Genomic DNA, 20,951 nt, shown 5'->3' with positions numbered 1-20,951 from the left:
CCGGTGGCCAATCAGCTGCCTGCCGGAGACCCGGTGCCTCTCGACGGGACCCTGCCCGGTTCCGCGCTGGCCGAGCTGCCGGAACGGTCGTTCTCCGTCTACTTGCACGTCCCCTTCTGCCGCAGCCGCTGCGGGTACTGCGACTTCAACACCTACACCGCATCGGAGCTGCGGGGCATGTCCACGGGCGACTATCTCACGGCGGCGCTGCGGGAGATCGACCTCGCGGCCCGGGTGCTCGGCGGTGGGACACCCGAGGTGGACACGGTCTTTGTCGGCGGCGGCACCCCGACCATGCTTCCGGCGGGGGAGTTGTCGCGGCTCCTGGATGCCGTCCGGGAGCGTTTCGGCCTGGTCCGCGACGCCGAGATCACCACCGAGGCCAACCCTGAGACCGTGACTCCGGAATACCTCCGGCGACTTCGGGAAGCCGGTTTCACGCGGATATCGCTGGGAATGCAGTCAGCGGTGCCGCACGTCCTGGAAGTCCTGGAACGGGCACACACCCCGGGACGCGGCATTGATGCGGCACGTTGGGCCCGGCAGGCCGGTTTCGAGCACGTCAGTCTGGACCTGATCTTCGGGACCCCGGGTGAATCCAGGACCGACTGGGAGAAGAGCCTCGAAGCGGTGGCCGCGGCACCCGTCGACCACGTCTCCGCCTATTCACTCATCGTGGAGCAGGGAACCCGCCTGGCGATGCGGGTGCGCAGGGGCGAGGTGCCGATGCCGGACGACGACGAACTCGCCGAGAAATACCTGATGACCGAGCAACACCTGACGGCCCTGGGATTCAGCAACTACGAGACCAGCAACTGGGCCCGCGGCCAGGCGGCGCGCTGCCGGCACAACCTGGCCTACTGGCGGGGCGGGAACTGGTGGGGCATCGGGCCGGGCGCCCACAGCCACATCGGGGGAGTCAGGTTCTGGAACCGCAAACACCCGCGCAGCTATGCGGCCGTTTTGGCCGACGGCCACACCCCGGCTCAGGGCAGGGAAGTGCTGTCCTTGGAGGATCGCCGGGTGGAGCGGGTGATGCTCGAACTCCGGCTGGCCGAAGGGCTTCCGCTGGGGGTGCTCACCGAAACCGAATCCGCCCGGGTTGAAGGGATCGTCGCCGAAGGATTGGGAGTCGTGTCGGAGGGACGGCTCTCGCTCACCCTACGTGGTCGGCTCCTGGCCGACGGTGTGGTGCTGCGGCTGCTCGATTGAGCGGCCTCGGCGAATTCCGTGGCCAGGCCAGCCAGGGCGGTTCGCAGGGAGTCGCCGCGCACCACACGCAGTTCCGCTCCCAGCGAGCGCGCGAGGCCGACGAGATGCCAGGCCATGTGGTCGGGTTCATCGGCTCCCACCCGCAGCGTGGAGACTCCGTCGTTGTCCTCCAGCAACTCGAAATGGCGTTCCGGGATCCTGTTTTCCAGGACCTGTGAGGGACAGGTGAGCGTCACCACCGCCTCGTGTGGCCAGTGGTCCGGGCGGCGGCCCAGCAGCATGTCGCGGGGGCTGGGTGGGGTGCGGGGGGTGAAGGTGAAGGTGAGGACCTGCACCCGGTTCATGCGGTCCAGCCGGAAGATCCGCCAATCGGAACGCAACCGGTCGAAGGCGATCAGGTACCACTTCCCGGCCTGGGTGAGCAGCTGGGCGGGTTCCACGTCCCGTTCGGACTCCTCCCCGTCGCCGCGCACGTAGTTGATCCGCGCCAGGCGGTGGTCGCGTTTGGCCTTCGCCAGCGCCGCCAGGGGCTGCCAGGAAATCCCGGGGCGGGTGGATGGCAACGTCGTCACGGCCTCCGAAACCGCCGCGACCTCGGGACGGATCCGTGCGGGCAACACCTGGTCGAGTTTCGCCAGAGCCCGCAGTGCGGCCTCGCCGATCTGGTCGCTGCCGTCCATGGCGGCCATCCTCAGGCAAGCCGTCAAGGCGACGGCCTCGTCGTCGTCGAGCACCAGCGGGGGCAGGGCGCGGCCACCCGACATGCGGTATCCACCGTCCAGACCCTGCACGCTGTCCACCTGATAGCCGAGCTCCCGGAGCCTGATGACGTCGCGCCGGACGGTTCGCTGTGTGACCCCGAGTCGCTCCGCCAGCTCGGATCCCGTCCACGTGGAGCGGGACTCGAGCAGCCCGAGCAGTCGCAGTACCCGGTGGGTGATCTCGCTCATGAACCCAAGCCTCGCACGGGTAGCGGACAGGATCTGTCCGGATTGTGCGGCAACGTTGGTGTCGAACGAACCGAACAGGAGGAAACATGTACTTCCCGGCCATCCACGATGAACGCACTACGCTGCGAAACTACCTGCAGGTGCAGCTCCAGGCCATCCGGGACGCCGCCCACGGGCTGACCGATGAACAGGCCCGGCAGCAACCCCTGGCCTCGGTGTTCTCCGTCTCTGGGGTGATCAAGCACTGCTCGTACGTCCTGCGCAACCGGCTCGCGGCGGCCGGTGTCCTGGACGCGAAGCCCAGCTATGAGGACTTCATGGCCAGTTTCACCGCCAGTTTCACCCCAGACGAGAATGAGGATCTCACCACGCTCCTCGAGGACTACGACAGGCTCTGCGAACAGTACCTGGGGCTGGTGGAGGAGGTCGATCTGGATCAGGTGGTGCAGGTCCCGCCCGCACCCTGGTACGGACGCAACGAACCCGATGACGCGACCATGCGCTACCTCGTCGTCCACAACCTGGAGGAGTTCGCCCGGCACGCAGGACACGCGGACATCATCCGGGAGCAGATCGACGGCGCCAAGGCCGCGGAACTCAACGCTGCCGTAGAAGGCCGGCCCGCCAACGAATTCGTCACACCCTGGAAGAAATGACGTGACGCGGTTGGGGTCGCGAGGTTTCCCGCGACCCCAACCCGTCTCACAAGGGTTTCTCAGCCACCAACAGCACGTTCGTCCACGACCACGGATCGGGGACGAGATCGAGGCCGAACACCTCCGCCGCCGGGGCGAAACGGTTCTCGATCAACCACGGGTTCCGCACGCCGTGGGTGTCCGGGGTGCAGCGGAAACCGGCCTTCTCCACTGCCTCCCGCCAGTCATCGGGGGAGAAGAAACAGAAGCGCTCGTGAGCCTCTGAAAACCAGGAATCCACGTAGTCCTTCCTGGCCAGGAACTCGTACAGGGCGGATCTCGTCAAACGCACGTACTCCTCGCCATCGCGCGTCTCGGTCCCGAAAGCGATGCCGTCACCCTCCTCGCTGCGGAAATCGTTGGCGAAACGCTCGAACCTGGCACGGGAGTTCAGCCCGGCCAGTTCCCCGGAGGAGGAACCGTCGTCCGTCCTGAACCGGACCAGAACCTCCTCGTCGCCGTGATCCGGGGCCGCCACGTCGTAGTTGATCCAGACCCCACCGGGACGAAGCATCGAGTGGACCCGGGAGATGAAATCCTCCAGATCCGCGTGCCCCAGGTAGGACTCGATCTCGTGGGTCACGGCCATGGTGATGACCGTGTCCAGGCTGTTCGGGGCGAACAGGGTGGTCTCCATGATGTTGCGCTGGTGGAAGAAAACGTTGGCAGTCCCGAAATCGCCGTCCGACCTGCGCTGCTGGCAGACTTCGAGGAGCGGCCGTGCCGACTCGACCCCGTAGAAATCCGACTCGAACAGCCCGGGGAGTTCAGACAGCAGCTTCAGGGTCTGGCCCGTCGCGCAGCCGATGTCCAGGATGCGTCCGGGCCGCACGGCGTGCGCGAACTCCGAAACCTTGCGCCGGGTGTTGTCCTCGAAGTCCGCGCACTGAAGGACGTGGTCGCGGGCGGGGATTATGCCGCCGTCGTCGATGCCGGGCAGCGGGTCGGCGTACAACAGCTGCACCAGGTCCCCGATGCCGTAGCGGCGGTACTGGTCCAACGCGACGGGATGCGTGGCGGCCGCGACCTCGGCGTCGTAACGCCAACCGGGACCCGCCGCGACGATCTTCTCGACGACATCCCAGGGGCGGAGCTCCCCGGTGTTCAGTTCGAGGGTGTCGATCTCGTAGCCCAGGCCTTCGTATCCGGCGATCAGCTCGGGGGTGGAACAGGCCACCAGGGTGTTTTCGGGATTCATGGCGACGGCCCCGTCGCTCTGGATGCGGATCTCCTCCACGACGTAACCGGGAAAATTGGGTTTCGGCGTCCGGTTCCCGATCGGGAAGGTCATGCAGGGCAAGCCCTCAGTGGCGGCCACCGCCTCGATGATTCCCAGCCTGCGATGCCCGGGGACCGGGTTGCGCTGGGTCCCGGCGTGGTTCGCGCTCGTTATGGCCCACACCCCCACCGCCCCGGGATGTTCGGCGAGAAGGGTTTTGAGCCGGTCGACCCGGAAACGGGTGACCAGGTGATGCCTACCGGGAAACAATATGAAACGCACGATTAATTCTGGCGCATGAACAAATGGTTCCGCAGCCGGCGTCGTGTCGCCGGACAGCCGCGGTCGGGGGCCTTGCGGATGCGATTCCTCAGCCCTCCCTCATGATCGGGGGGTGGAGGCCGTCCGCGGTTCCTGCGCGGTAGAGGGCGGCGGGTCTCCCGCGACCGCCACTGCGGGTCCCGCACTCTACGACGAATCCCCGAGAACCCAGCACCTTGCGTGAGAAGTTCCGGGGATCGACCTCGACACCCCAGGCGGCCTCGTAGACCTGCCGCAGCTCGGTCATGGTGAACCTGGGCCCGCAGAACCGGGTCGCCACCGTCGTGTACTCCAGTTTCGCCCGGGCCCGTTCGATCCCGGTCCGGAGGATCTCGTCGTGGTCGAAGGCCAGGGAGGGCAGGTCATCGACCGGGCACCAACGGGCCCCGGAGGCATCCGACCCGGGGGTCAGACCGCCGAGGGAGGCGGCCAGGGCGAGGTGGGCGACCGAGACCACGCGGCCTCTCGGGTCGCGCCCGGGTTCGCCGAAGGTGGCGAGCTGTTCCAGATGGGTCGCGTCGAGGCCCAGGCCGGTTTCCTCCACCAGCTCGCGCCGGGCCGCGTCCATCACCGATTCTCCGGGCAGGACGAAACCGCCCGGCAGGGCCTGTTTCCCCTCGTAGGGGGGGATGCCCCGCTCGACCAGGGCCACCTGCAGGCGGGCGTCCGCGATGGTGAGCACGACGATGTCGACGGCGACGGTCATGACGGGAAGCTTCATGCACCAAGATTAACGTCAGCTTGACAGAATCTCCAGAAGTCTTTACTGTCAACTGCACATTAATTAGGAGGTTCCAATGGCCACCATTCATCGCTACCCGTTCTTCTCCCACGCCACCAGCTCGGCCACCAGGGCGCTCTTCCAGGGAAGGCGCGGAAAACTGGTCAACCGCGGCGCCGGGGCCTCGTTCTGGTTCCGGCCGCTCGACACCAGCCTCTCCGAGGTTCCGGTCGACGACATGGAGTTCGGGAACATCTTCCGGGTCACCACCTCCGACCGCCAGGAGGTCAGCGTCCAGACCGCGCTCACCGTGCGTATCGTCGACCCCGAGCTGACCGCCCGGAGGGTGGATTTCGAGATCGACCAGCGAACCGGTGAATGGACCGGCCAGCCCATGCAGAACCTGCAGAACCGCCTTGCTGAATCCGCGAAACAGTTCGCGGCGGAAGTGGTCGCGGGGGAGCCCCTCAGGACGGTCCTCGACGACGGGTTGCGGCTGGTCCGCGACGCGATCACCGAGGGCCTGTCGGGGGAACGCCAGCTCGGCGGCGCGGGCATCGAGGTGCTCGGGGTCCGTGTCGTCGCGGTCCGGGCCGACGAGGAGCTCGAACGGGCCCTCCAGACCCGCATCCGGGAAGAAGCGCAGGCGGACGCGGATCGCGCCACCTACGACCGGCGGGCGCAGGCGGTGGACCGGGAACGGGCCATCAAGGAGAACGAGCTGAACAACCGAACCGAACTGGCCCGCCGCGAGGCCGAGCTCGTGGAGCTCCAGGGAATGAACGAACGCCGCCGCACCGAACAGGAACTGGAACGAGACCGGCTCCGCAACGAGGCCGAGGCGGCGAACAGGCGGCTCCGGGTGGAGGCCGGGGCCGACGAGGTCACCCTGATGGCGGAGGCCAGGGCCGGTGAGGTCGCCCGGATTGCTGAAGCGGAGAATGCCGCCCTCCAGGCCAGGCTGGCGGTCTTCTCAGCAGGGGAACCGGCCGCGGTGCTGGCAGCCGTGGCCCCGGAGGTGCTGTCCGCGTTGCCGAAGATCGACTCGCTCACGCTCACCCCCGACCTGCTCGCAGGCGGGGTCTCCAGGCTCCTGGAGGAGGTCCGGGGATGAGCGCGCCACGCCTCGTCGTCGTGCATCGACGGACCTGGCTGGCCGAGCTGCTCGAGGTCCACTCCACGCTCGGCGCCGTCGAGTTCTTCCTGAGCGGCCGCGGGCTGGGGATCGAGACCCTGCGGGCCGCCGATGAGGCGCAGCGAAGAACACTCGACGCCGTCTCGAACGCGGTACCGGCCCAGTGGCGTTACGCGGAGGCCGAGAGGGGTCAGCTCTCCCGGTTCCTCTTCGAACCCGATGACCTCGTGGTCGTGGTCGGGCAGGACGGCCTGATTCCCAATGTCAGCAAATACCTGCGCGGCCAGCCGGTGCTCGGCATCAGCCCGGGTGCGCCGGGAGTCCTGTGCAGCCACTCGCCCGAGGACCTGCGGGACCTGCTGGCGGGCCGGGGCAGGCCGGAGACCGAGGTTCGGACGATGGTCGAGGCGATCGTGGACGACGGGCAGCGGCTCCGGGCCCTCAACGAGATCTTCGCCGGCGACCGCGGTCATCAATCCGCGCGCTACGACCTCAGGGTCGGTGGGAGCGCTGAGACGCAATCCTCCTCCGGGGTGGTCGTGGGGACCGGAACCGGTGCCGGTGGATGGCTGGCATCGCTGTGGGGGCAGAACCGCCCCGGTTTCGGCCTGCCGGGGGCCACCTCCGGTGAACTCGCCTACTTCGTGCGGGAGGCCTGGCCGTCGGGGACCACCGGCACATCCCTCACCGCCGGGCTGCTCGCGGAGGGGGAGGGGCTGGAGCTCTCGGCCCGCTCCACCCTCGTGGTCTTCGGAGACGGCATTGAACGTGACTTCCTGCGTCTCGAGTGGGGACAGGGGCTGACCGTGCGGAAGGCCGAGGGTGGACTGAAGCTCATGCGCCTGAAGTAGATTTTCTCCATGACGAATCGCCCTGTAGCCCTCGTGACCGGAGCAACCCGCGGCATCGGCCGTGCCATCGCAGTCGAGCTCTCCTCGACGCACAGGATCCTGGTTGGCGGTCGCGACGCCGCCCGGGCCAGGGAGCTGGTCGCCGAACTGGATGACGCGGCGCCCTTCGTCTGCGACCTGGCGGACGAGGACGCGGTCGCTGCGGCCTGCGCCGGCATCGGGCGGCTGGACGTGCTGGTCCACTCCGCCGGAATCGGACGCTCGAACGACATCGGTCTTGCATCCCGGGCGCTCTGGCGCGAGGTCTTTGAGACGAACGTGTTCGCCGTCGCCGATCTCACTCGCCTTCTCCTGCCCGCCCTCGAGGCCGCCCGGGGGATCGTGGTGGCAATCAATTCCGGGGCCGGGTTCTTCTCGAGTCCCGGCGGGGGAGTCTATGCCGGTTCCAAGTTCGCCCTGCGGGCGCTGACCGACGCCCTGCGCGAGGAGATGCGCGGAAAGGTGCGGGTCTGTTCCATCCATCCGGGGCGGACCGACACCGACATGCAGCGTGAACTGCAGGCTGCGATGGGCAACGAACACTACAACGGTTCGTGCTACGTCTCACCCGGGTCGGTGGCGGCTGCCGTACGGCTGGCCGTCGACACCCCGGACAACGCCACCGTTGAACAGCTGAGTATCCGCCCCAGCGTTTTCTGAGCCGGGCTCACCGCCCCTGCCAGGGCGGCGCCGTGTGTCGGTCCCGGTGGGTTGACTTGCACCACCGCTGTGCTACTGTATTAAGTACTTAATACGGAAATACGGAAGGAAGTGTCGTGGACTTCGACGCCAGCCGGCCGATATGGCTCCAGCTCCGGGAGGAGTTCACCAGACGGATCGTCATCGGGAGATGGGCCCCGGGCAAGCAGATCCCCGGGGTTCGGGAGCTCGCGGTCGAACTCGGGGTCAACCCGAACACCGTCCAGCGAACCCTCGCCGAGCTGGAGCGTGACGGCCTGTGCCGCTCGGAGAGGGCGGTGGGGCGGTTCGTCACCGATGACGCGGAACGCGTTTCCCGGCTCCGGTGCGACCTGGCGGCGGGAGCGGCAGACGAGTTCGCAACCCGGGTTAAAGGTTTCGGGCTGACCGAGGCCGAAGCCGTGGCACTGATCGCAGAAAGGTGGAACCAGCAATGAACGAGGTCGGCCCCAGGAGCAATGGGCCACTGATCGAGGCCCGCGGTCTGAACAAGAACTTCGGGCCGATCCCGGCGCTCGCGGGTGTGGACCTGGAACTCGCGGGCGGGCAGGTGATCGGCCTGCTCGGGGAGAACGGTTGCGGCAAGACCACGCTGCTGAAGGTACTGGCAGGGGTCATGCAGGACCACGCCGGGCATGTGAGGATCGCGGGCAGGCGACTGGGCCCCGAAACAAAGGCATGTGTGAGTTTCCTGCCCGATGCCAATTATCTGAAGGACTCGGCCACCGTCTCGCAGTGCATCGGGATGTTCTCGGACTTCTTCTCGGATTTCCGGGCCGACAAGGCCAGCGACATGATCAAGTTCTTCGGTCTCGCGGAGGACATGAAGCTGAAGCAGATGAGCAAGGGCATGCGTGAGAAGGCGCAGATCGCCCTGGCCATGTCGCGCGACGCCAAGGTCTTCCTGCTCGACGAACCCATCTCCGGGGTCGATCCGGCCGCGCGAGACGTGATCCTCAAGGGAATCGTGCGCAACCTGGAGGCGGATGCCCTGGTTCTCATCTCAACCCACCTCATCCACGATCTCGAAGCAGTCCTCGACGCCGTCGTCATGATGCGCCACGGCAAGGTCCTGCTGACCGGGCAGGTGGACGATCTCCGCGCCGAACACGGGCTGTCCATCGACGCGCTCTTCCGAAAGGTCTACTCATGGTCCGCAAACTGATCAAACACGAGATCCTCCGCACCGGCCCCATGATGGGCCTGGTATTCGGAGTGGGCACCCTGGTGCTGCTGGGATCGGGATTCCTGACCCACCTAAACATTCCCGTGGTCTCCGCGGTGTTCGGGGTTTTCGGCCTCTTCCTCGTCGGGGGCATGTGGCCCCTCAGCCAACTCGCCCTCGCGGTCGACTTCTGGCGCACATCCTGGGGAAGGATGGGGTACCTGACCCACAGCCTCCCGGTCAGGGGCTCGGTGATCCTCGGCGCGCGACTGGTCTGGGGCGCCGTGATCCAGGCGATCGCTCTGGCGTGGACGGCTTTGGCCTCGCTCGCGATGGCCTACCTGGGCGGCCCGGCCTTCCAGGGAGACGGGCCGGCCATGGAGGAGGCGATCCCGCGGTTCCTGGCCTCGCTGGGTGAGCTACTGCCATGGTGGCAATGGGTGCTGGTGGTGCTGCTGGCCCTGTTCCTGGGGTGGTTCTACCTCGTCATGTTCTACTTCGCCGCCACGATCGGCAGCGACCCGAAACTGGCCGGGCTCGGCGTCGTGGGGCCGATTCTGACCTGGATCGCCAGCTATCTGGTGACCAGCATCCTGTGCTTCGGGGCGATCTTCCTCCCCATAGGTCTGACATATGCGGGCGGGGGCCTGGACCTCGGTCTCGTGGACACGTTGCACGCCTACCAGATGAAGGAGAACAACATCATTCCCCTCGGTTGGGTAGTCGCCATGGTGATGCTCGTCGCGGCCTGCATCCCATGGATGGTCCACAACTGGAATCGCAGGATCTCTCTCCGCTGAACCAAGAACCCCGGGTCCCGGTCGTGTCCAGACGCGACCGGGACCAGCCGCGTCTATCGTGTGGCGAATGGATCGGTACCGCGACGACGTGCTGCGCCCCGGCTGGCAGAGGGCCCACCTGAAGAAAACCCGCGACGTTCCCGTCGAGAAGGATCTCGTGGTCGAGTTCGACGACTTCTGCGGGGCCGTGGTCGGCTGGGAGAACGGCATCGTCGTGCTGGAGGATCGAAGGGGAAAGAAACGCAGCTTCCCCTTCGGGCCGGGATTCCTGCTCGAGGGAGAACCGGTCGCCATCCGCCCACCCCTGCGGGCCACGGCCCCGAAACCCCGCTACACCGCATCCGGGTCCCGGATCTCGGAAACCCCGGAACCGGCGAGGGAGGCGTTGCCGTCCCGCATCTACGTCGAGGGACGCCACGACGCCGAACTGGTGGAGAAGGTCTGGGGTGACGACCTGCGCCACGTGGGGGTGGTCGTGGAATATCTGGGTGGCATCGACGACCTGCCCGCCATCGTCGCCGAGTTCAACCCCGGTCCGGGCCGCCGGCTGGGGGTGCTGGTCGACCACCTGGTTGCGGGCAGCAAGGAGTCACGGATTGCGAAACAGGTGGCCCAGGCCGGATACCGCGACTACGTGTTCGTCACCGGACACGAGTTCATAGACATCTGGCAGGCCATCAAACCCGAGCGCATCGGGCGCAGGGCATGGCCGCAGGTCCCCAGGGACCAGGACTTCAAGAAGGGGACCCTCAAGGCCCTCGGCCTGCCCCATGCCGACCAGGCCGACATTGCTCGGGCGTGGCGGGCGCTGCTCTCCCGGGTGCGGAACTGGCGCGACCTCGAAGCCCAGCTGAACCAGCGCATGGAACTGCTGATCGATTTCGTCACGCAGGATCACCTCGACCTTGGATAGTGTGGCCCCATGGACACCGCAGCCATCCTGGAGTTGATCAAGGAGACCGCCGAAAAGGTCATCAATCCCCGGTTCCGGGCGCTGGAGCAGGCGGATGTGGAGACGAAGACGTCGCCGGACGATCTGGTCACCATCGCGGACAGAGAGGCTGAAACCCTCCTCGCCTCCGCATTGCGCCGGATCTACCCGGACGCCTTGGTGATCGGGGAGGAGGCGGTATTCGCCAACCCGGGGCTGCGCCGAGAACTGCCGAGCGCGGAGCACGCCCTCGTGATCGACCCGATCGACGGAACCCGCAACTTCGTCAAGGGACGTCCGGAACATGGGGTGATGCTGGCCGAGACCCGGAACGGGATCACCACCCGGGGATGGATCTGGCAGCCGAGAACCGGCCGCGGATACGTCGCCGAGAAAGGCGCCGGGGTGCGCCTCAACGACGAGCCGGTCACCCCGCAGAAACAAGACCGGCCACCCCTCGGGGCCTCGTCCAAGACCCACGTCCAGGGGTTCACCGGGGGCGGCGAACTCTCCCCGGTGGTCCGTTCCCTCTTCGCCTGCGCGTTCGACTACCCGAGGGTGCTGCACGGGGAACTCGACTTCATCCATTACACCAAGGTGATGCCGTGGGACCATCTGGCGGGATCGCTGATGGTGGTCGAGAGTGGCGGGGTTTCCAGGACCATGGACGGCACCGACTACACGGTGGCCAGCGAGGCCAGCGGCCTGCTGGTCGCCCGCGACCCCGGGGTCTGGGAGACCGCCCACCGGTGTCTGGCCGGGATGTTCGGCTGATCAGACCAGCGGCAGATGCCGCCTCGGTTCGACCCCCTTCTCGGCCAGCCTCCGATAGGCCAGGGGCAGCGCTACCCGCATCGTGTCCTCGTCAAAGGGCCACTCCGCGGATCCGAGGGCGTTCTCCAAGGTCACACCCCGGTACACGAGGCCCTCGATCGTGCCCTGGACCATGGCGATCTCGGCCCGCTGCCGGAAACAGAACTCCCGGTCCACCGTCAACTCCTCCTCACCAGCCGGGGCGTGCCCCGGGACGAAACGCGTCGCCTCGGTGGAGGCCCCCAGCGCGTCATCGAGGACCTTGGGCCAGCTGCCGATATCGGAGGCGGGCCCGAACTGGGGATCGCCCGCGCTCTCGACGAGATCACCCATGAAGATGACATCCTCCCCGGGAACCACCACCACGATGTCGGCCCGGGTGTGCGCGGGACCCAGATGGAGCATCTCAAGACGAACATCCCCCAGATCCAGGGATCTCGCAAGGGAAAACGTCTCATCCGGTGCCGGCAGCCGCGAGAGCCCGATGGCGGCCGCGGCATCCAGCACCTCGGCCTCCGGATCGCAGAGCAGATCTTCGTGGGCAATGGAGGTGATTCCCGACATCCCGGCCAGCCCAAACCAGTGGTCGTGATGCGGATGGGTGACCACCACGTGGCTGACCGGCACCTCGACCAGGCCGCGGGCCCGTTCCAGCAGCGCCGCACCCTGCCCGGGGGTGGAACCGCAGTCGATCAGGGCTGCCCGCTGCTCGCCGGCAACCAGTCCGACGCTCACCCCGTGGGGCTGTAGGACGCAGAGGTGGACCGCGGGGCTCACGGATCGCCACGCACCGATGGACGATTTGCTCATGGGCCGAGATTACAGCTGCGGGCCGGAACTCCCGGCGTGCTCTACACTGGCACTCGCATGCTTCGAGTGCCAATGAGGAGGTGACCGTGCTCGACGAGCGGAAGATGCAGGTGTTGCGCGCCATCGTCACGGATTACGTGGCCAGCAGGGAACCCGTCGGTTCCAAGGCCCTCGTGGAGCGACACCAGCTCGGGGTCTCCCCGGCAACTGTGCGCAACGACATGGCCGTGCTCGAGGAGGAGGGCTACATCGCCCAGCCCCACACCAGCGCCGGGCGCATCCCCACCGACAAGGGCTACCGGCTCTTCGTCGACAAGCTCGCCACGATAAAACCGCTCTCCGCGGCCGAACGGAGAGCGATCAACGCCTTCATGGCCGGTGCCTTGGACGTCGACGACCTGGTCACCCGCACCGTCCGCCTGCTGGCCCAGCTGACCCACCAGGTGGCGATCGTCCAGTACCCCTCGGCGCAGCGCAGCATCATCGCCCACACCGAGCTGGTGCAACTGACCCCGGGACGGCTTCTCGTCATGGTGGTCAGCTCCACCGGCCGGGTGGACCAGCAGATCCTGGAGTTCCCCGGCCTGGAACCGGAGGCGGTGCACCTGGCCAATCTGAGGCTCAGGGAAGCCGCCATCGGGCACACCGCGGCCGACGCCGCGAACCGCATGGTCGCCACCCTGGATGAACTGGACCCGGCGCGGCGCGCCCAACTCAACCCGGTGTTCGCCGTCGCCCTCGAACTGCTCGGGGCCGAGCCCACCGCCCAGGTCCTGGTTGCCGGCGTGCCCAATCTCGCCGGCCATTCCTTCACCACGGGACTTCGCCCGCTGCTGGAGGCGCTGGAGGAGCAGGTGGTGCTGCTCCGTCTCCTCGACGAGGCCGCCAGCGACGACGTCACGGTGCGGATCGGGGCCGAGAACACCGCGGAGGGGTTCAAATCCACATCCCTGGTCGCCACGGGCTACTCGGTCGGCAGCGAACGCGCCGCCTCACTAGGGGTGGTCGGTCCCACCCGCATGGACTATCCCTCCACCATCGCATCCGTACGCGCCGTGGCGCGATACGTGAGCCGTATCCTCACGGAAGGCTGAGCATTGAGCAAGGACTACTACGGAATCCTCGGGGTCGACGAGAATGCCACGACGGAGCAAATCAAGAAGGCCTACCGCCGCAAGGCCATGAAGGTGCATCCGGACGTGGCCCAGGGCGAGGACGCCGCCGAGAGGTTCAAGGAACTCAGCGAGGCCTACGAGGTGCTCAGCGATCCCAACAAACGGGCCGTCTACGATCAGGGCGGCGACCCGCTCGGTCGCGGCAGTACCGGAGGAGCGGGTGGTTTCGGTGGCGCGGGGTTCAGTGGATTCGACTTCTCCACCATCATGGACGCCATGTTCGGGGGACAGACCGCCGGGCGCGGCCCCCGGTCCCGGGTCCAGCAGGGCCAGAACGCGCTGGTCAGGGCCGGTCTGAAACTCCACGAGGCGGTTTTCGGATGCACGAAGTCCGTCAGGATAGACACCGCCGTGGTGTGCCCCAAGTGCCAGGGATCGGGTGGGGAGCCCGGTTCCAAACCCGTGACCTGCAGCACCTGCCGAGGCCAGGGTGAGGTGACCACGGTGCAGCGCAGCTTCATCGGGGACATCCGCACCGCGCAACAGTGCCCCACCTGTCAGGGCTTCGGGACGATCATCCCCAACCCCTGTGGGGAATGTTCCGGGGAGGGGCGGGTGCGCAGCTCCCGCGACATCTCCGTGCGCATCCCGGCGGGGGTGTCGACGGGCAACCGGATCCACCTGGAGGGACGCGGCGAGGTGGGTCGCGGTGGCGGTCCCGCCGGCGACCTGTACGTCGAGTTGGTCGTCGCCGAGCATGAACGGTTCCGCCGTGACGGCGACAACCTCGAAGTTGTGATGACCCTGCCGATGACCGCGGCCGCCCTCGGCACCAGCGTCGAGCTGGCCACCTTGGAGGCCGAGTGGGAGGGTTCGGAGGAAGCCGACCGGAAGGTCACCGTCGACGTGCCGGCCGGAACGCAGTCGGGGGCTCGGATTCCGCTCAAGGGCCGGGGCGTGCCCAGGCTGCGCGGGGGTGGCAGGGGCGATTTGGGGGTCACCATCGTCGTCGAGACCCCGCGGAAACTGGACGAGAAACAACGCGACCTGCTGCGCCAGCTCGCCGAGTTGCGCGACGAGACCACGGTGGAAGCAAAACATCCCGGTCACAAGGGCGTCAGGGGCTGGTTCAAGGAAACCTTCGGGTGAGCGACGCGCTTTTCCTCGCGCGGTTCGACCAGGTGCGGATCGGCGGGATCGTGGAGGTGACCGGGGACGAGGCCCGGCACGCGGTGGTCGTCAAACGCACGAGGCCGGGGGAGAGCGTGCTGCTGGCCGACGGCGCGGGACGGGCCGTGCGCGGGCGCGTCGTCGCCGCGGAGAAGAACCGCCTGGCGCTCGAGGTGACCGAGATCCTGGCATCGCATCCCCGCGCCCACCGGTTCGTGGTCGCCCAGGCGCTGGCCAAAGGCGACCGTTCGGAACTCGCGGTGGAGATCATGACCGAACTGGGCGTGGACGAGATCCTCGCCTGGCAGGCGTCGCGCTCCATCGTGCGCTGGCAGGGGGAACGCGGGGCGAAATCCTTGGGGCGCTGGGCCGCCACCGCACGGGAGGCCACCAAGCAGTCCAGGAGGTTCCGGATCCCCGAGGTCTCAGCCGCAGACACCAGCCGGGTGGCGGAACGGATCGGGGCGGCGGAACTTGCTTTGGTCCTACACGAGTCGGCGGAGAAAACCCTGTCCCGTGTGAACCTCCCCGATGCTGGGGAGATCCTGTTGATCGTGGGCCCGGAGGGGGGCATAAGCCCGGATGAGCTGGAACGTTTCCAGCAGGCGGGGGCGGTTCCGGTGCGGATCAGCGACGGCGTGCTGCGCACCTCCACGGCGGGAGCCATCGCCATCGGGCAGCTCACGGTTCTGGGGGAGCGCTGAGGGTTTGTTTCCCGTCCGCGAGAACTGCCGTTCGACATCCCGAACCGCCACGCCCAAGGACATGACGCGGAGGCCGAAATCCTTCCCGCCCGGGGCGTACTACCGGAATGGCATCAATCGGCGTTCCCCCGGGCAGCGAATCCGCAGGGTCCCGGGATCGATCCACACCTCCAGCGAACGCGCCGCCGTGCGCAGGTCACCGTCCAGGTGAACGGCTCTCGGAATGTCCGACCCGATGAGCACGTGGGCCGTTTCCCAGCGGAGCAGTTTGCCGATGTCGCGGCGTGAGTGGGTCATTCCCGTGAGGAGAACCGGCCACCAGTCCCGCCAACCGTCGACCCCGAGGTGCATGACGTGCAATCTCCCGTCGTCGGGGCGCGCCCCGGGGAAGAGGGAGGCCGTCGGAACCCTCCCGACATTGCCCGCCAGGACGGTCCAAGCCTCGATCGGTTGCCCGTTGATCCGCAGGGGCAGCCTGTGACGTCCCATGGTCCCGAGCCCGGCTCGGACGTAGGCCACCCAGCCGAGTCGCTTCTTCAGATTGTTCCGGACCCCGAGGAGGGTCTCGGCGTCCCGCCCCATGCCGGTGGCCACAAGGAAGGGCTCAGGGGAACCACCGTCGAGACTCGCCCATCCGAGGTCCATGGAGCGGGGAACACCCGTCATGGCCAGGGCCGCACCCGCCAAGCCGCGGGGGAGCCCGAGATTCCTGGAGTAGACGCAGGCGGTGCCCGTCGCGAGGATCCCGAGGGGCACCCCGGTGCCCGCGAGCGCCCCTGCGACGAGCCGCTGCGTGCCGTCCCCGCCCGCGACGACCACGGAACCGGCCCCCTCCGACAGGGCCTGCGCCACCTGTTCGGGTCCGGGGGACTCGGGGGTGGTCAGGTAGGTTCTAACCTCACCCAGCGCTCCCAGTTCTCGTGCCGCCGTTGCCGCTCCCGGATGGATAGGGTTCAGGATCAGCGCGGTGAAGGGCATGCGCCAACGGTAACCTTGCCCGGTGAGTTTCGGTTTTGAAGTGGCTGTGCGTTCCGGTGGGCGGGCACGTACCGGCACGATCCACACCCCCCACGGCGACATCCGCACCCCGGCCTTCATACCCGTCGGAACCAAGGCGAGCGTGAAGGCGGTGCTGCCGGAGGCCATGGCCGATCTCGGTGCCCAGGCGCTTCTGGCCAATGCCTATCACCTGTATCTGCAGCCCGGTTCCGACCTGGTGGACGAGGCCGGCGGGCTCGGGCGTTTCATGAACTGGCCCGGCCCCACCTTCACGGATTCGGGTGGATTCCAGGTGATGAGTCTCGGCGCCGGTTTCAAGAAGGTGCTGGCGATGGACACCAAGGGGATCGTGGGCGACGACGTCATCGCCGAGGGGAAGACGCGGCGTGCGCACGTCGACGAGGACGGCGTCACTTTCTTCAGCCACCTCAACGGCAGCCGCCTCCGGTTCACCCCGGAGGTTTCGATGACCATCCAGCACCAGCTCGGCGCGGACATCATGTTCGCCTTCGACGAACTCACCACCCTGATGAACACCCGCGACTACCAGGAGGCCTCCGTGGCGCGCACCCACCGGTGGGCGGTCCGGTGCCTGTGCGCCCACGCCGCTCTGACGGAGGAGCGCGTCGGCAGGCCCTACCAGGCCCTGTTCGGGGTGATCCAGGGCGCCCAGTATGAAGATCTGCGCAGGAGAGCGGCCGCGGACCTGGCGGCCCTCGAGGTGGATGGTTCCCGGTTCGACGGGTTCGGGCTCGGCGGGGCACTGGAGAAGGAGAACCTGGGGCGCATCATCGGATGGATGGTCGATGAACTGCCCGAGGACCGGCCCCGGCACCTGCTCGGGATCTCCGAACCCGAGGACCTGTTCGAGGCCGTGGCCTTCGGTGCGGATACCTTCGACTGCGTCAATCCGTCCAGGGTGGCCCGCAACGCCGCCATCTACACCGCCGATGGGCGGTACAACGTGAACACCGCCAGGAACCGCCGCGCCTTCGAACCGTTGGAGGCGGACTGCGACTGCTACACCTGCACCCACTACACCCGCGCCTACCTCCACCACCTGTTCAAGGCGAAGGAGATGCTGGCCTCCACCCTCGCCACCATCCACAACGAACGTTTCACGGTGCGCCTGGTGGACGGGATTCGTGCCAGCCTGGAGACAGGTGAGTTCGACCTCTTCCGCAACGAGTTCATGGGCCGCTACAACGCCCGGAAAACGCAGTGATCATGTGCACCGAGGACGAGTTTGGGGCTGCTCCACCTTGGCAGGATGAGCTGATAGCACTTGCCAGGAACATCACGCAGGACGATGATCCACCGAGATCCCCCGAGGAGGAGGCGGAGGAACTGGCCGGACACCAGCGCCTGTGCGAGATCGTCTATTCCTTGAACGGGAAAGAGGGACCGGCCGCCATTCGAAGTCTGTTGTTGGCGGTTCATCCCATCGAACACTATGAAATCTACGAAGCCATCTATTCACACCTGGCTATGTATCCCGCCGCGGATTTCGGAAGAGTCGCGGCCCGGGTACTACCTGAGTGGTTGGAAACCAACGGGAATCACCCGAATATTTCCGATGCCCTGGAACGACTGACTTATGACGATCGGGCCTGCCGGGAGTTCACGACATGTGCCAAGGAATGGCGATCGCAGCAGAGGGAACTGGTACTTGACGCGATGCGTCTCTGGTCCCACGAGAGTCAGCACTGGGAGACGGTGTTCGTTGCGTTGGGTGGTGAGGCCATGGAGGTCTGCCTGGATCCGGTTCCCACGGGCTGGCCCGAGGAATGGAGATGGGCTGTGGAGCTGTTCCGGCAGGACGGTGATCTTCAACTTCTGCGGTGGGCGATGGATCAGAAACCTGCCGACTACGGTCCACTCCTGGCGGTCCTCGAACTGGACCATGGTCCGAACTGGCGTGGGATCCGCAGACTGATCGATCTGTTCCTCTCTTCCAGGGAAAGGATGAGGCTGATTCCCGGTTTTGTTGCAGCCCTGGAGAAGCAACCCCGAGAACGCCAGGACCGTGTCCGGCGATCGCTGGAACGGGCTCGGCCGGGTGCCATCGAACATCTGCGCGCCCGGTATGAGCAGTTCCGGCAACTCGAGGGCCTGAGTTGAGGTGGTTCCTCAAACCTTGGTGGGTTCGGGCTCGCGACTGCGCACCAGACTGATCACCCGGTAGGTGACCGGCAGCAGAACGGCCTCCACACCGACCTTGAACAGGTAGCCGACGACGATGTAGTTCAGCATCGTGCCGCCGTCGATCTGCCCACCGAAGGCGATCAGGCAGAAGATGGTGGTGTCGGCGGCCTCACCCACCACGGTGGAGCCCAGCAGGCGTTTCCACATGCCTTTTCCCTCCCGCCACTGCTTCAGTTTCACGAGCACCCAGGCGTTGAGGAACTGCCCGACCAGGTAACCGGCGAGGGAAGCGACGACAATGCGCGGAACGAAGCCGAGGACCGCGACGAATGCCTCTTGGTTCTCGTAGCCGGGGGCCGCCGGGGCGGCACCGACGGCCAGGAAGGTGAGTGAGGCGAGCAGCGAGATCCCGAAACCCAGGAGGATGGCGCGCCGGGCCCCTCGCATCCCGAACACCTCCGCCAGGACGTCACCCAGCACGTAGGTGAGCGGGAACAGCAGCGCGCCGCCGTCGGTGATGATCGGCAGAACCGGTAGCCCGAACGGCGACCACTCGGGGCCGAACGCGATCAGCTTGGTGGCGGCTACGTTGGAGATCAGCAGCAGTGCGACGAACAACGTCACCACCAGGTCGTAGTTGCCGCGGGCGCGGGAGAAGGTATCCAGCTGGGTCACCGTGGAATCTTACGTCCTGCCCGGGTGATTAGTTCAAGCGTGGTTTACGTCTTGAAGGCGTAGCGGTGGCAGTATTGGCTCATGGAAGACATCGTCGACTTCAACACCCAGGTTCCCGAGGAAGCCGAGCAGCTGGATCAGTTGCAGGAGGGGGACTCCCTGATCAACCGCGGCGTGGACGATGTGCTCGATGAGGGCTACACCGCCCCCGAACGGTGGTCGGTGGGGCAGGGATTCGGAAACACGTTCGCGGAGATGCACCGGGGCGAGACCATCGAGCAGCGCATCCGGCAAGAGCAACCGGAGGTCGTCCGTGACGACACGCCCTGGAATCCGAACGGGGAGGAGCGTCAGGTCGGGCGGGAACGTGCAGGGCGGCTGATGCGGGTGCAGGGTTCGGGCGGCGAGGACACCCTCGGAGTGGACGTGGGATTCTCCGGCGGGGCGGCGAGCGCCGAGGAGGCTGCCATGCACATCATCCGCGATGATCAGGACGAGGACGACGATCTCTGATCAGGAACGACCGCGGCGGGTCCTTCGTCTCCGAAATCCCAGCCGGTCATTGCTCCACGGGCCCGTGTGCCCGCGGTTCGGCTCCCCCGGCCCGCCGCGTCCTCGGTGTCGCTGACGATGTGCGGATCACCAGGCTGGTCGGGATGGTGACGTGTCCCGGGGAGGCACCGGGATCGGCGATCCGGCGCAACAACGCCTCGGCGCAGGCCACGCCGACATCGAAGGCGTGATTGTCCACGGTGGTGAGGTCCAGGAAACGGCTCCGGGCGAGCTGCGAGTTGTCGAAGCCGATCAGTGACACGTCGCCCGGGACCTCGTATCCGGTTTCACGCAGCGCGGCGCGCGCCCCCAGTGCCATGGTGTCGTTGGCCGTGAAGACCGCGGTCAGCCCGGGGTGTGTCCGCAACAGCTCGGCTGTTCCCAGATAACCGCCCTCCTCGTTGGTTGGGTTCGTGGACCCGTTCACCAGGGGTTCCAGGCCCGCCGATTCCATGAGTTCCGAGTATGCCCTGCGGCGGATGTCGGCGGAGCCGCCGGCGCCGGTGACGTGGCCGATGCGTTCGTGTCCCAGGGAACGCAGGTGTTCCATCAGGAGGTTCACTCCCTGGGCCTGGTCGCTGCCGATCAGGTCGGCCCCCTCGATGGTGTTGCACCGCGTGCCCTCCAGCACCGTGGGAATGCCCAGGTCCTCGAAGTCCCGTCCCGGTTCCGCCGCCACGACCAGGGCATCGACCTGGGTGTCGCGGAACCCGTCGATGGCGTTCATGGTGGCGCCGCCCAGCGTGAAGTGTTCCCTGACCGCGACGTGGAAACCGTGTGGCCCCATCGTGGTGCGCAGGCCGTTCAGCAACTCGACGAACCACGGGTTGCGGAAGTCGTCGATCACCAGGCCGATGGTCCGTGTCCGGTTGCTCGCCAGGGAGGAGGCCGCCTGGCTGCGCCGGTAACCGAGTTTCCGGATCGCGTCCCGGACCGCCTCCCGTTTCGCCTCGGCAACCAGAGGAGAGTTGTTCAGCACCAGGGAGACCAGCGACTTCGAAACCCCGGCCTCGCGTGCCACGTCGTAGATGGTCGGTCTGGGCTTGGATGACGGCGAGGTCATCTTTCTCCTTCCCGGGTGTTGACGAAGCGCTTGCAGATTCTACATTGAAGCTATTTGGAGCGCTCCAAATAGTGATCGAGGAGGATGCATGACCATAGGAATCGCCGTCGTCGGAGCCGGTATGGCGGGCAAGGCCCATGCCGCCGCCTACCGGGTCGCACCAACAC

At 66.9% G+C, this 20,951-nt stretch carries 22 protein-coding genes and 1 pseudogene; 16 read left to right on the top strand and 7 right to left on the bottom strand.

Features of this window, described 5'->3' with window-relative positions:
• Positions 1–3: 3 nt before the first annotated feature.
• The gene (gene hemW / locus EL272_RS15715; RefSeq protein ID WP_061786910.1) at positions 4–1,212 is read left to right on the top strand and encodes a radical SAM family heme chaperone HemW; all 1,209 of its coding nucleotides are present in this window, start codon (positions 4–6) and stop codon (positions 1,210–1,212) included.
• Between the two features lie 338 nt (positions 1,213–1,550).
• Here the strand turns inward: hemW and EL272_RS08370 are convergent.
• A pseudogene (locus EL272_RS08370) lies at positions 1,551–2,162 on the bottom strand (helix-turn-helix transcriptional regulator); the annotation flags it as partial.
• Between the two features lie 86 nt (positions 2,163–2,248).
• Here EL272_RS08370 and EL272_RS08365 point away from each other — a divergent pair.
• Positions 2,249–2,818 carry a DinB family protein gene (locus EL272_RS08365; RefSeq protein WP_041696463.1) on the top strand — a complete coding sequence of 190 codons (570 nt, stop codon included), beginning with the start codon at positions 2,249–2,251 and terminating at the stop codon, positions 2,816–2,818.
• A 46-nt stretch (positions 2,819–2,864) separates the two neighbouring features.
• Here EL272_RS08365 and EL272_RS08360 read toward each other — a convergent pair whose 3' ends face one another.
• Both EL272_RS08360 and EL272_RS08355 read right to left on the bottom strand, forming a co-directional pair.
• Positions 2,865–4,358 carry a class I SAM-dependent methyltransferase gene (locus EL272_RS08360; RefSeq protein ID WP_061786914.1) on the bottom strand — a complete coding sequence of 498 codons (1,494 nt, stop codon included), beginning with the start codon at positions 4,356–4,358 and terminating at the stop codon, positions 2,865–2,867.
• Between the two features lie 88 nt (positions 4,359–4,446).
• Positions 4,447–5,118: an NUDIX hydrolase gene (locus EL272_RS08355; protein ID WP_061786915.1), complete on the bottom strand. Its 672-nt coding sequence runs from the start codon at positions 5,116–5,118 to the stop codon at positions 4,447–4,449.
• 76 nt (positions 5,119–5,194) lie between these two features.
• Here EL272_RS08355 and EL272_RS08350 point away from each other — a divergent pair, with 76 nt between their 5' ends.
• The 8 genes from EL272_RS08350 to EL272_RS08315 all read left to right on the top strand — a co-directional run bounded on the left by EL272_RS08350 (position 5,195) and on the right by EL272_RS08315 (position 11,512).
• Positions 5,195–6,232: an SPFH domain-containing protein gene (locus EL272_RS08350; RefSeq protein ID WP_014846759.1), complete on the top strand. Its 1,038-nt coding sequence runs from the start codon at positions 5,195–5,197 to the stop codon at positions 6,230–6,232.
• Entirely contained in the window at positions 6,229–7,104 is an 876-nt protein-coding gene (locus EL272_RS08345) for an NAD(+)/NADH kinase (protein WP_014846758.1), read from the top strand. Before EL272_RS08350 ends, EL272_RS08345 begins: the two co-directional genes overlap by 4 nt.
• Before the next feature lie 9 nt (positions 7,105–7,113).
• On the top strand, positions 7,114–7,803 hold the full coding sequence (locus tag EL272_RS08340) for an SDR family oxidoreductase (protein ID WP_061786916.1): 690 nt from the start codon (positions 7,114–7,116) through the stop codon (positions 7,801–7,803).
• A gap of 116 nt (positions 7,804–7,919) precedes the next feature.
• Positions 7,920–8,279, top strand: a complete 360-nt coding sequence (locus EL272_RS08335; RefSeq protein WP_061786917.1) for a GntR family transcriptional regulator — start codon at positions 7,920–7,922, stop codon at positions 8,277–8,279.
• The gene (locus EL272_RS08330; protein ID WP_061786918.1) at positions 8,276–9,007 is read left to right on the top strand and encodes an ABC transporter ATP-binding protein; all 732 of its coding nucleotides are present in this window, start codon (positions 8,276–8,278) and stop codon (positions 9,005–9,007) included. The genes EL272_RS08335 and EL272_RS08330 overlap by 4 nt, the downstream gene beginning before the upstream one ends.
• Positions 8,992–9,807, top strand: a complete 816-nt coding sequence (locus EL272_RS08325; RefSeq protein ID WP_061786919.1) for a hypothetical protein — start codon at positions 8,992–8,994, stop codon at positions 9,805–9,807. Before EL272_RS08330 ends, EL272_RS08325 begins: the two co-directional genes overlap by 16 nt.
• A 67-nt stretch (positions 9,808–9,874) precedes the next feature.
• Complete coding sequence (locus tag EL272_RS08320; protein WP_061786920.1) at positions 9,875–10,720, top strand: DUF3097 domain-containing protein; 846 nt, start codon at positions 9,875–9,877, stop codon at positions 10,718–10,720.
• A 9-nt stretch (positions 10,721–10,729) separates the two neighbouring features.
• Positions 10,730–11,512: an inositol monophosphatase family protein gene (locus EL272_RS08315; RefSeq protein WP_061786921.1), complete on the top strand. Its 783-nt coding sequence runs from the start codon at positions 10,730–10,732 to the stop codon at positions 11,510–11,512.
• On the opposite strand, the gene EL272_RS08310 is transcribed toward EL272_RS08315, so the two are convergent.
• Positions 11,513–12,361, bottom strand: coding sequence for an MBL fold metallo-hydrolase (locus EL272_RS08310; protein WP_061786922.1), 849 nt, complete (start codon positions 12,359–12,361; stop codon positions 11,513–11,515).
• An 86-nt stretch (positions 12,362–12,447) separates the two neighbouring features.
• Here EL272_RS08310 and hrcA point away from each other — a divergent pair, with 86 nt between their 5' ends.
• From hrcA to EL272_RS08295, 3 genes are read left to right on the top strand one after another with little or no spacing between them, the layout of a single operon-like run.
• A complete protein-coding gene (hrcA, locus tag EL272_RS08305) occupies positions 12,448–13,455 on the top strand; it encodes a heat-inducible transcriptional repressor HrcA (protein WP_014846750.1) in 1,008 nt (335 codons plus the stop codon).
• Positions 13,456–13,458: 3 nt separating this feature from the next.
• A complete protein-coding gene (dnaJ, locus tag EL272_RS08300; protein WP_061786923.1) occupies positions 13,459–14,625 on the top strand; it encodes a molecular chaperone DnaJ in 1,167 nt (388 codons plus the stop codon).
• Entirely contained in the window at positions 14,622–15,350 is a 729-nt protein-coding gene (locus tag EL272_RS08295) for a 16S rRNA (uracil(1498)-N(3))-methyltransferase (RefSeq protein ID WP_014846748.1), read from the top strand. The genes dnaJ and EL272_RS08295 overlap by 4 nt, the downstream gene beginning before the upstream one ends.
• Before the next feature lie 99 nt (positions 15,351–15,449).
• Here EL272_RS08295 and EL272_RS08290 read toward each other — a convergent pair whose 3' ends face one another.
• A complete protein-coding gene (locus EL272_RS08290) occupies positions 15,450–16,328 on the bottom strand; it encodes a diacylglycerol/lipid kinase family protein (RefSeq protein WP_061786924.1) in 879 nt (292 codons plus the stop codon).
• Positions 16,329–16,350: 22 nt separating this feature from the next.
• Between EL272_RS08290 and tgt the strand changes: the two genes are divergently transcribed.
• Entirely contained in the window at positions 16,351–17,574 is a 1,224-nt protein-coding gene (tgt, locus tag EL272_RS08285; RefSeq protein WP_061786925.1) for a tRNA guanosine(34) transglycosylase Tgt, read from the top strand.
• Positions 17,571–18,470, top strand: coding sequence for a hypothetical protein (locus EL272_RS08280; protein WP_061786926.1), 900 nt, complete (start codon positions 17,571–17,573; stop codon positions 18,468–18,470). Before tgt ends, EL272_RS08280 begins: the two co-directional genes overlap by 4 nt.
• Positions 18,471–18,479: 9 nt before the next feature.
• Here EL272_RS08280 and EL272_RS08275 read toward each other — a convergent pair whose 3' ends face one another.
• Entirely contained in the window at positions 18,480–19,169 is a 690-nt protein-coding gene (locus EL272_RS08275) for a queuosine precursor transporter (RefSeq protein ID WP_014846744.1), read from the bottom strand.
• 81 nt (positions 19,170–19,250) lie between these two features.
• On the opposite strand from EL272_RS08275, the gene EL272_RS08270 reads away from it, so the two are divergent.
• Positions 19,251–19,682, top strand: a complete 432-nt coding sequence (locus EL272_RS08270; RefSeq protein WP_061786927.1) for a DUF5709 domain-containing protein — start codon at positions 19,251–19,253, stop codon at positions 19,680–19,682.
• Positions 19,683–19,728: 46 nt separating this feature from the next.
• Here EL272_RS08270 and EL272_RS08265 read toward each other — a convergent pair whose 3' ends face one another.
• Positions 19,729–20,784 (bottom strand): LacI family DNA-binding transcriptional regulator, encoded by a 1,056-nt coding sequence (locus tag EL272_RS08265; RefSeq protein WP_061786928.1) that lies wholly within the window; start codon positions 20,782–20,784, stop codon positions 19,729–19,731.
• Between the last annotated feature and the right edge of the window lie 167 nt (positions 20,785–20,951).

Source organism: Arachnia propionica (assembly GCF_900637725.1).
GTDB lineage: Bacteria > Actinomycetota > Actinomycetes > Propionibacteriales > Propionibacteriaceae > Arachnia > Arachnia propionica.
Note: the sequence above shows the minus strand (reverse complement) of the source record. Positions and strands in the feature narration are given on the sequence as shown.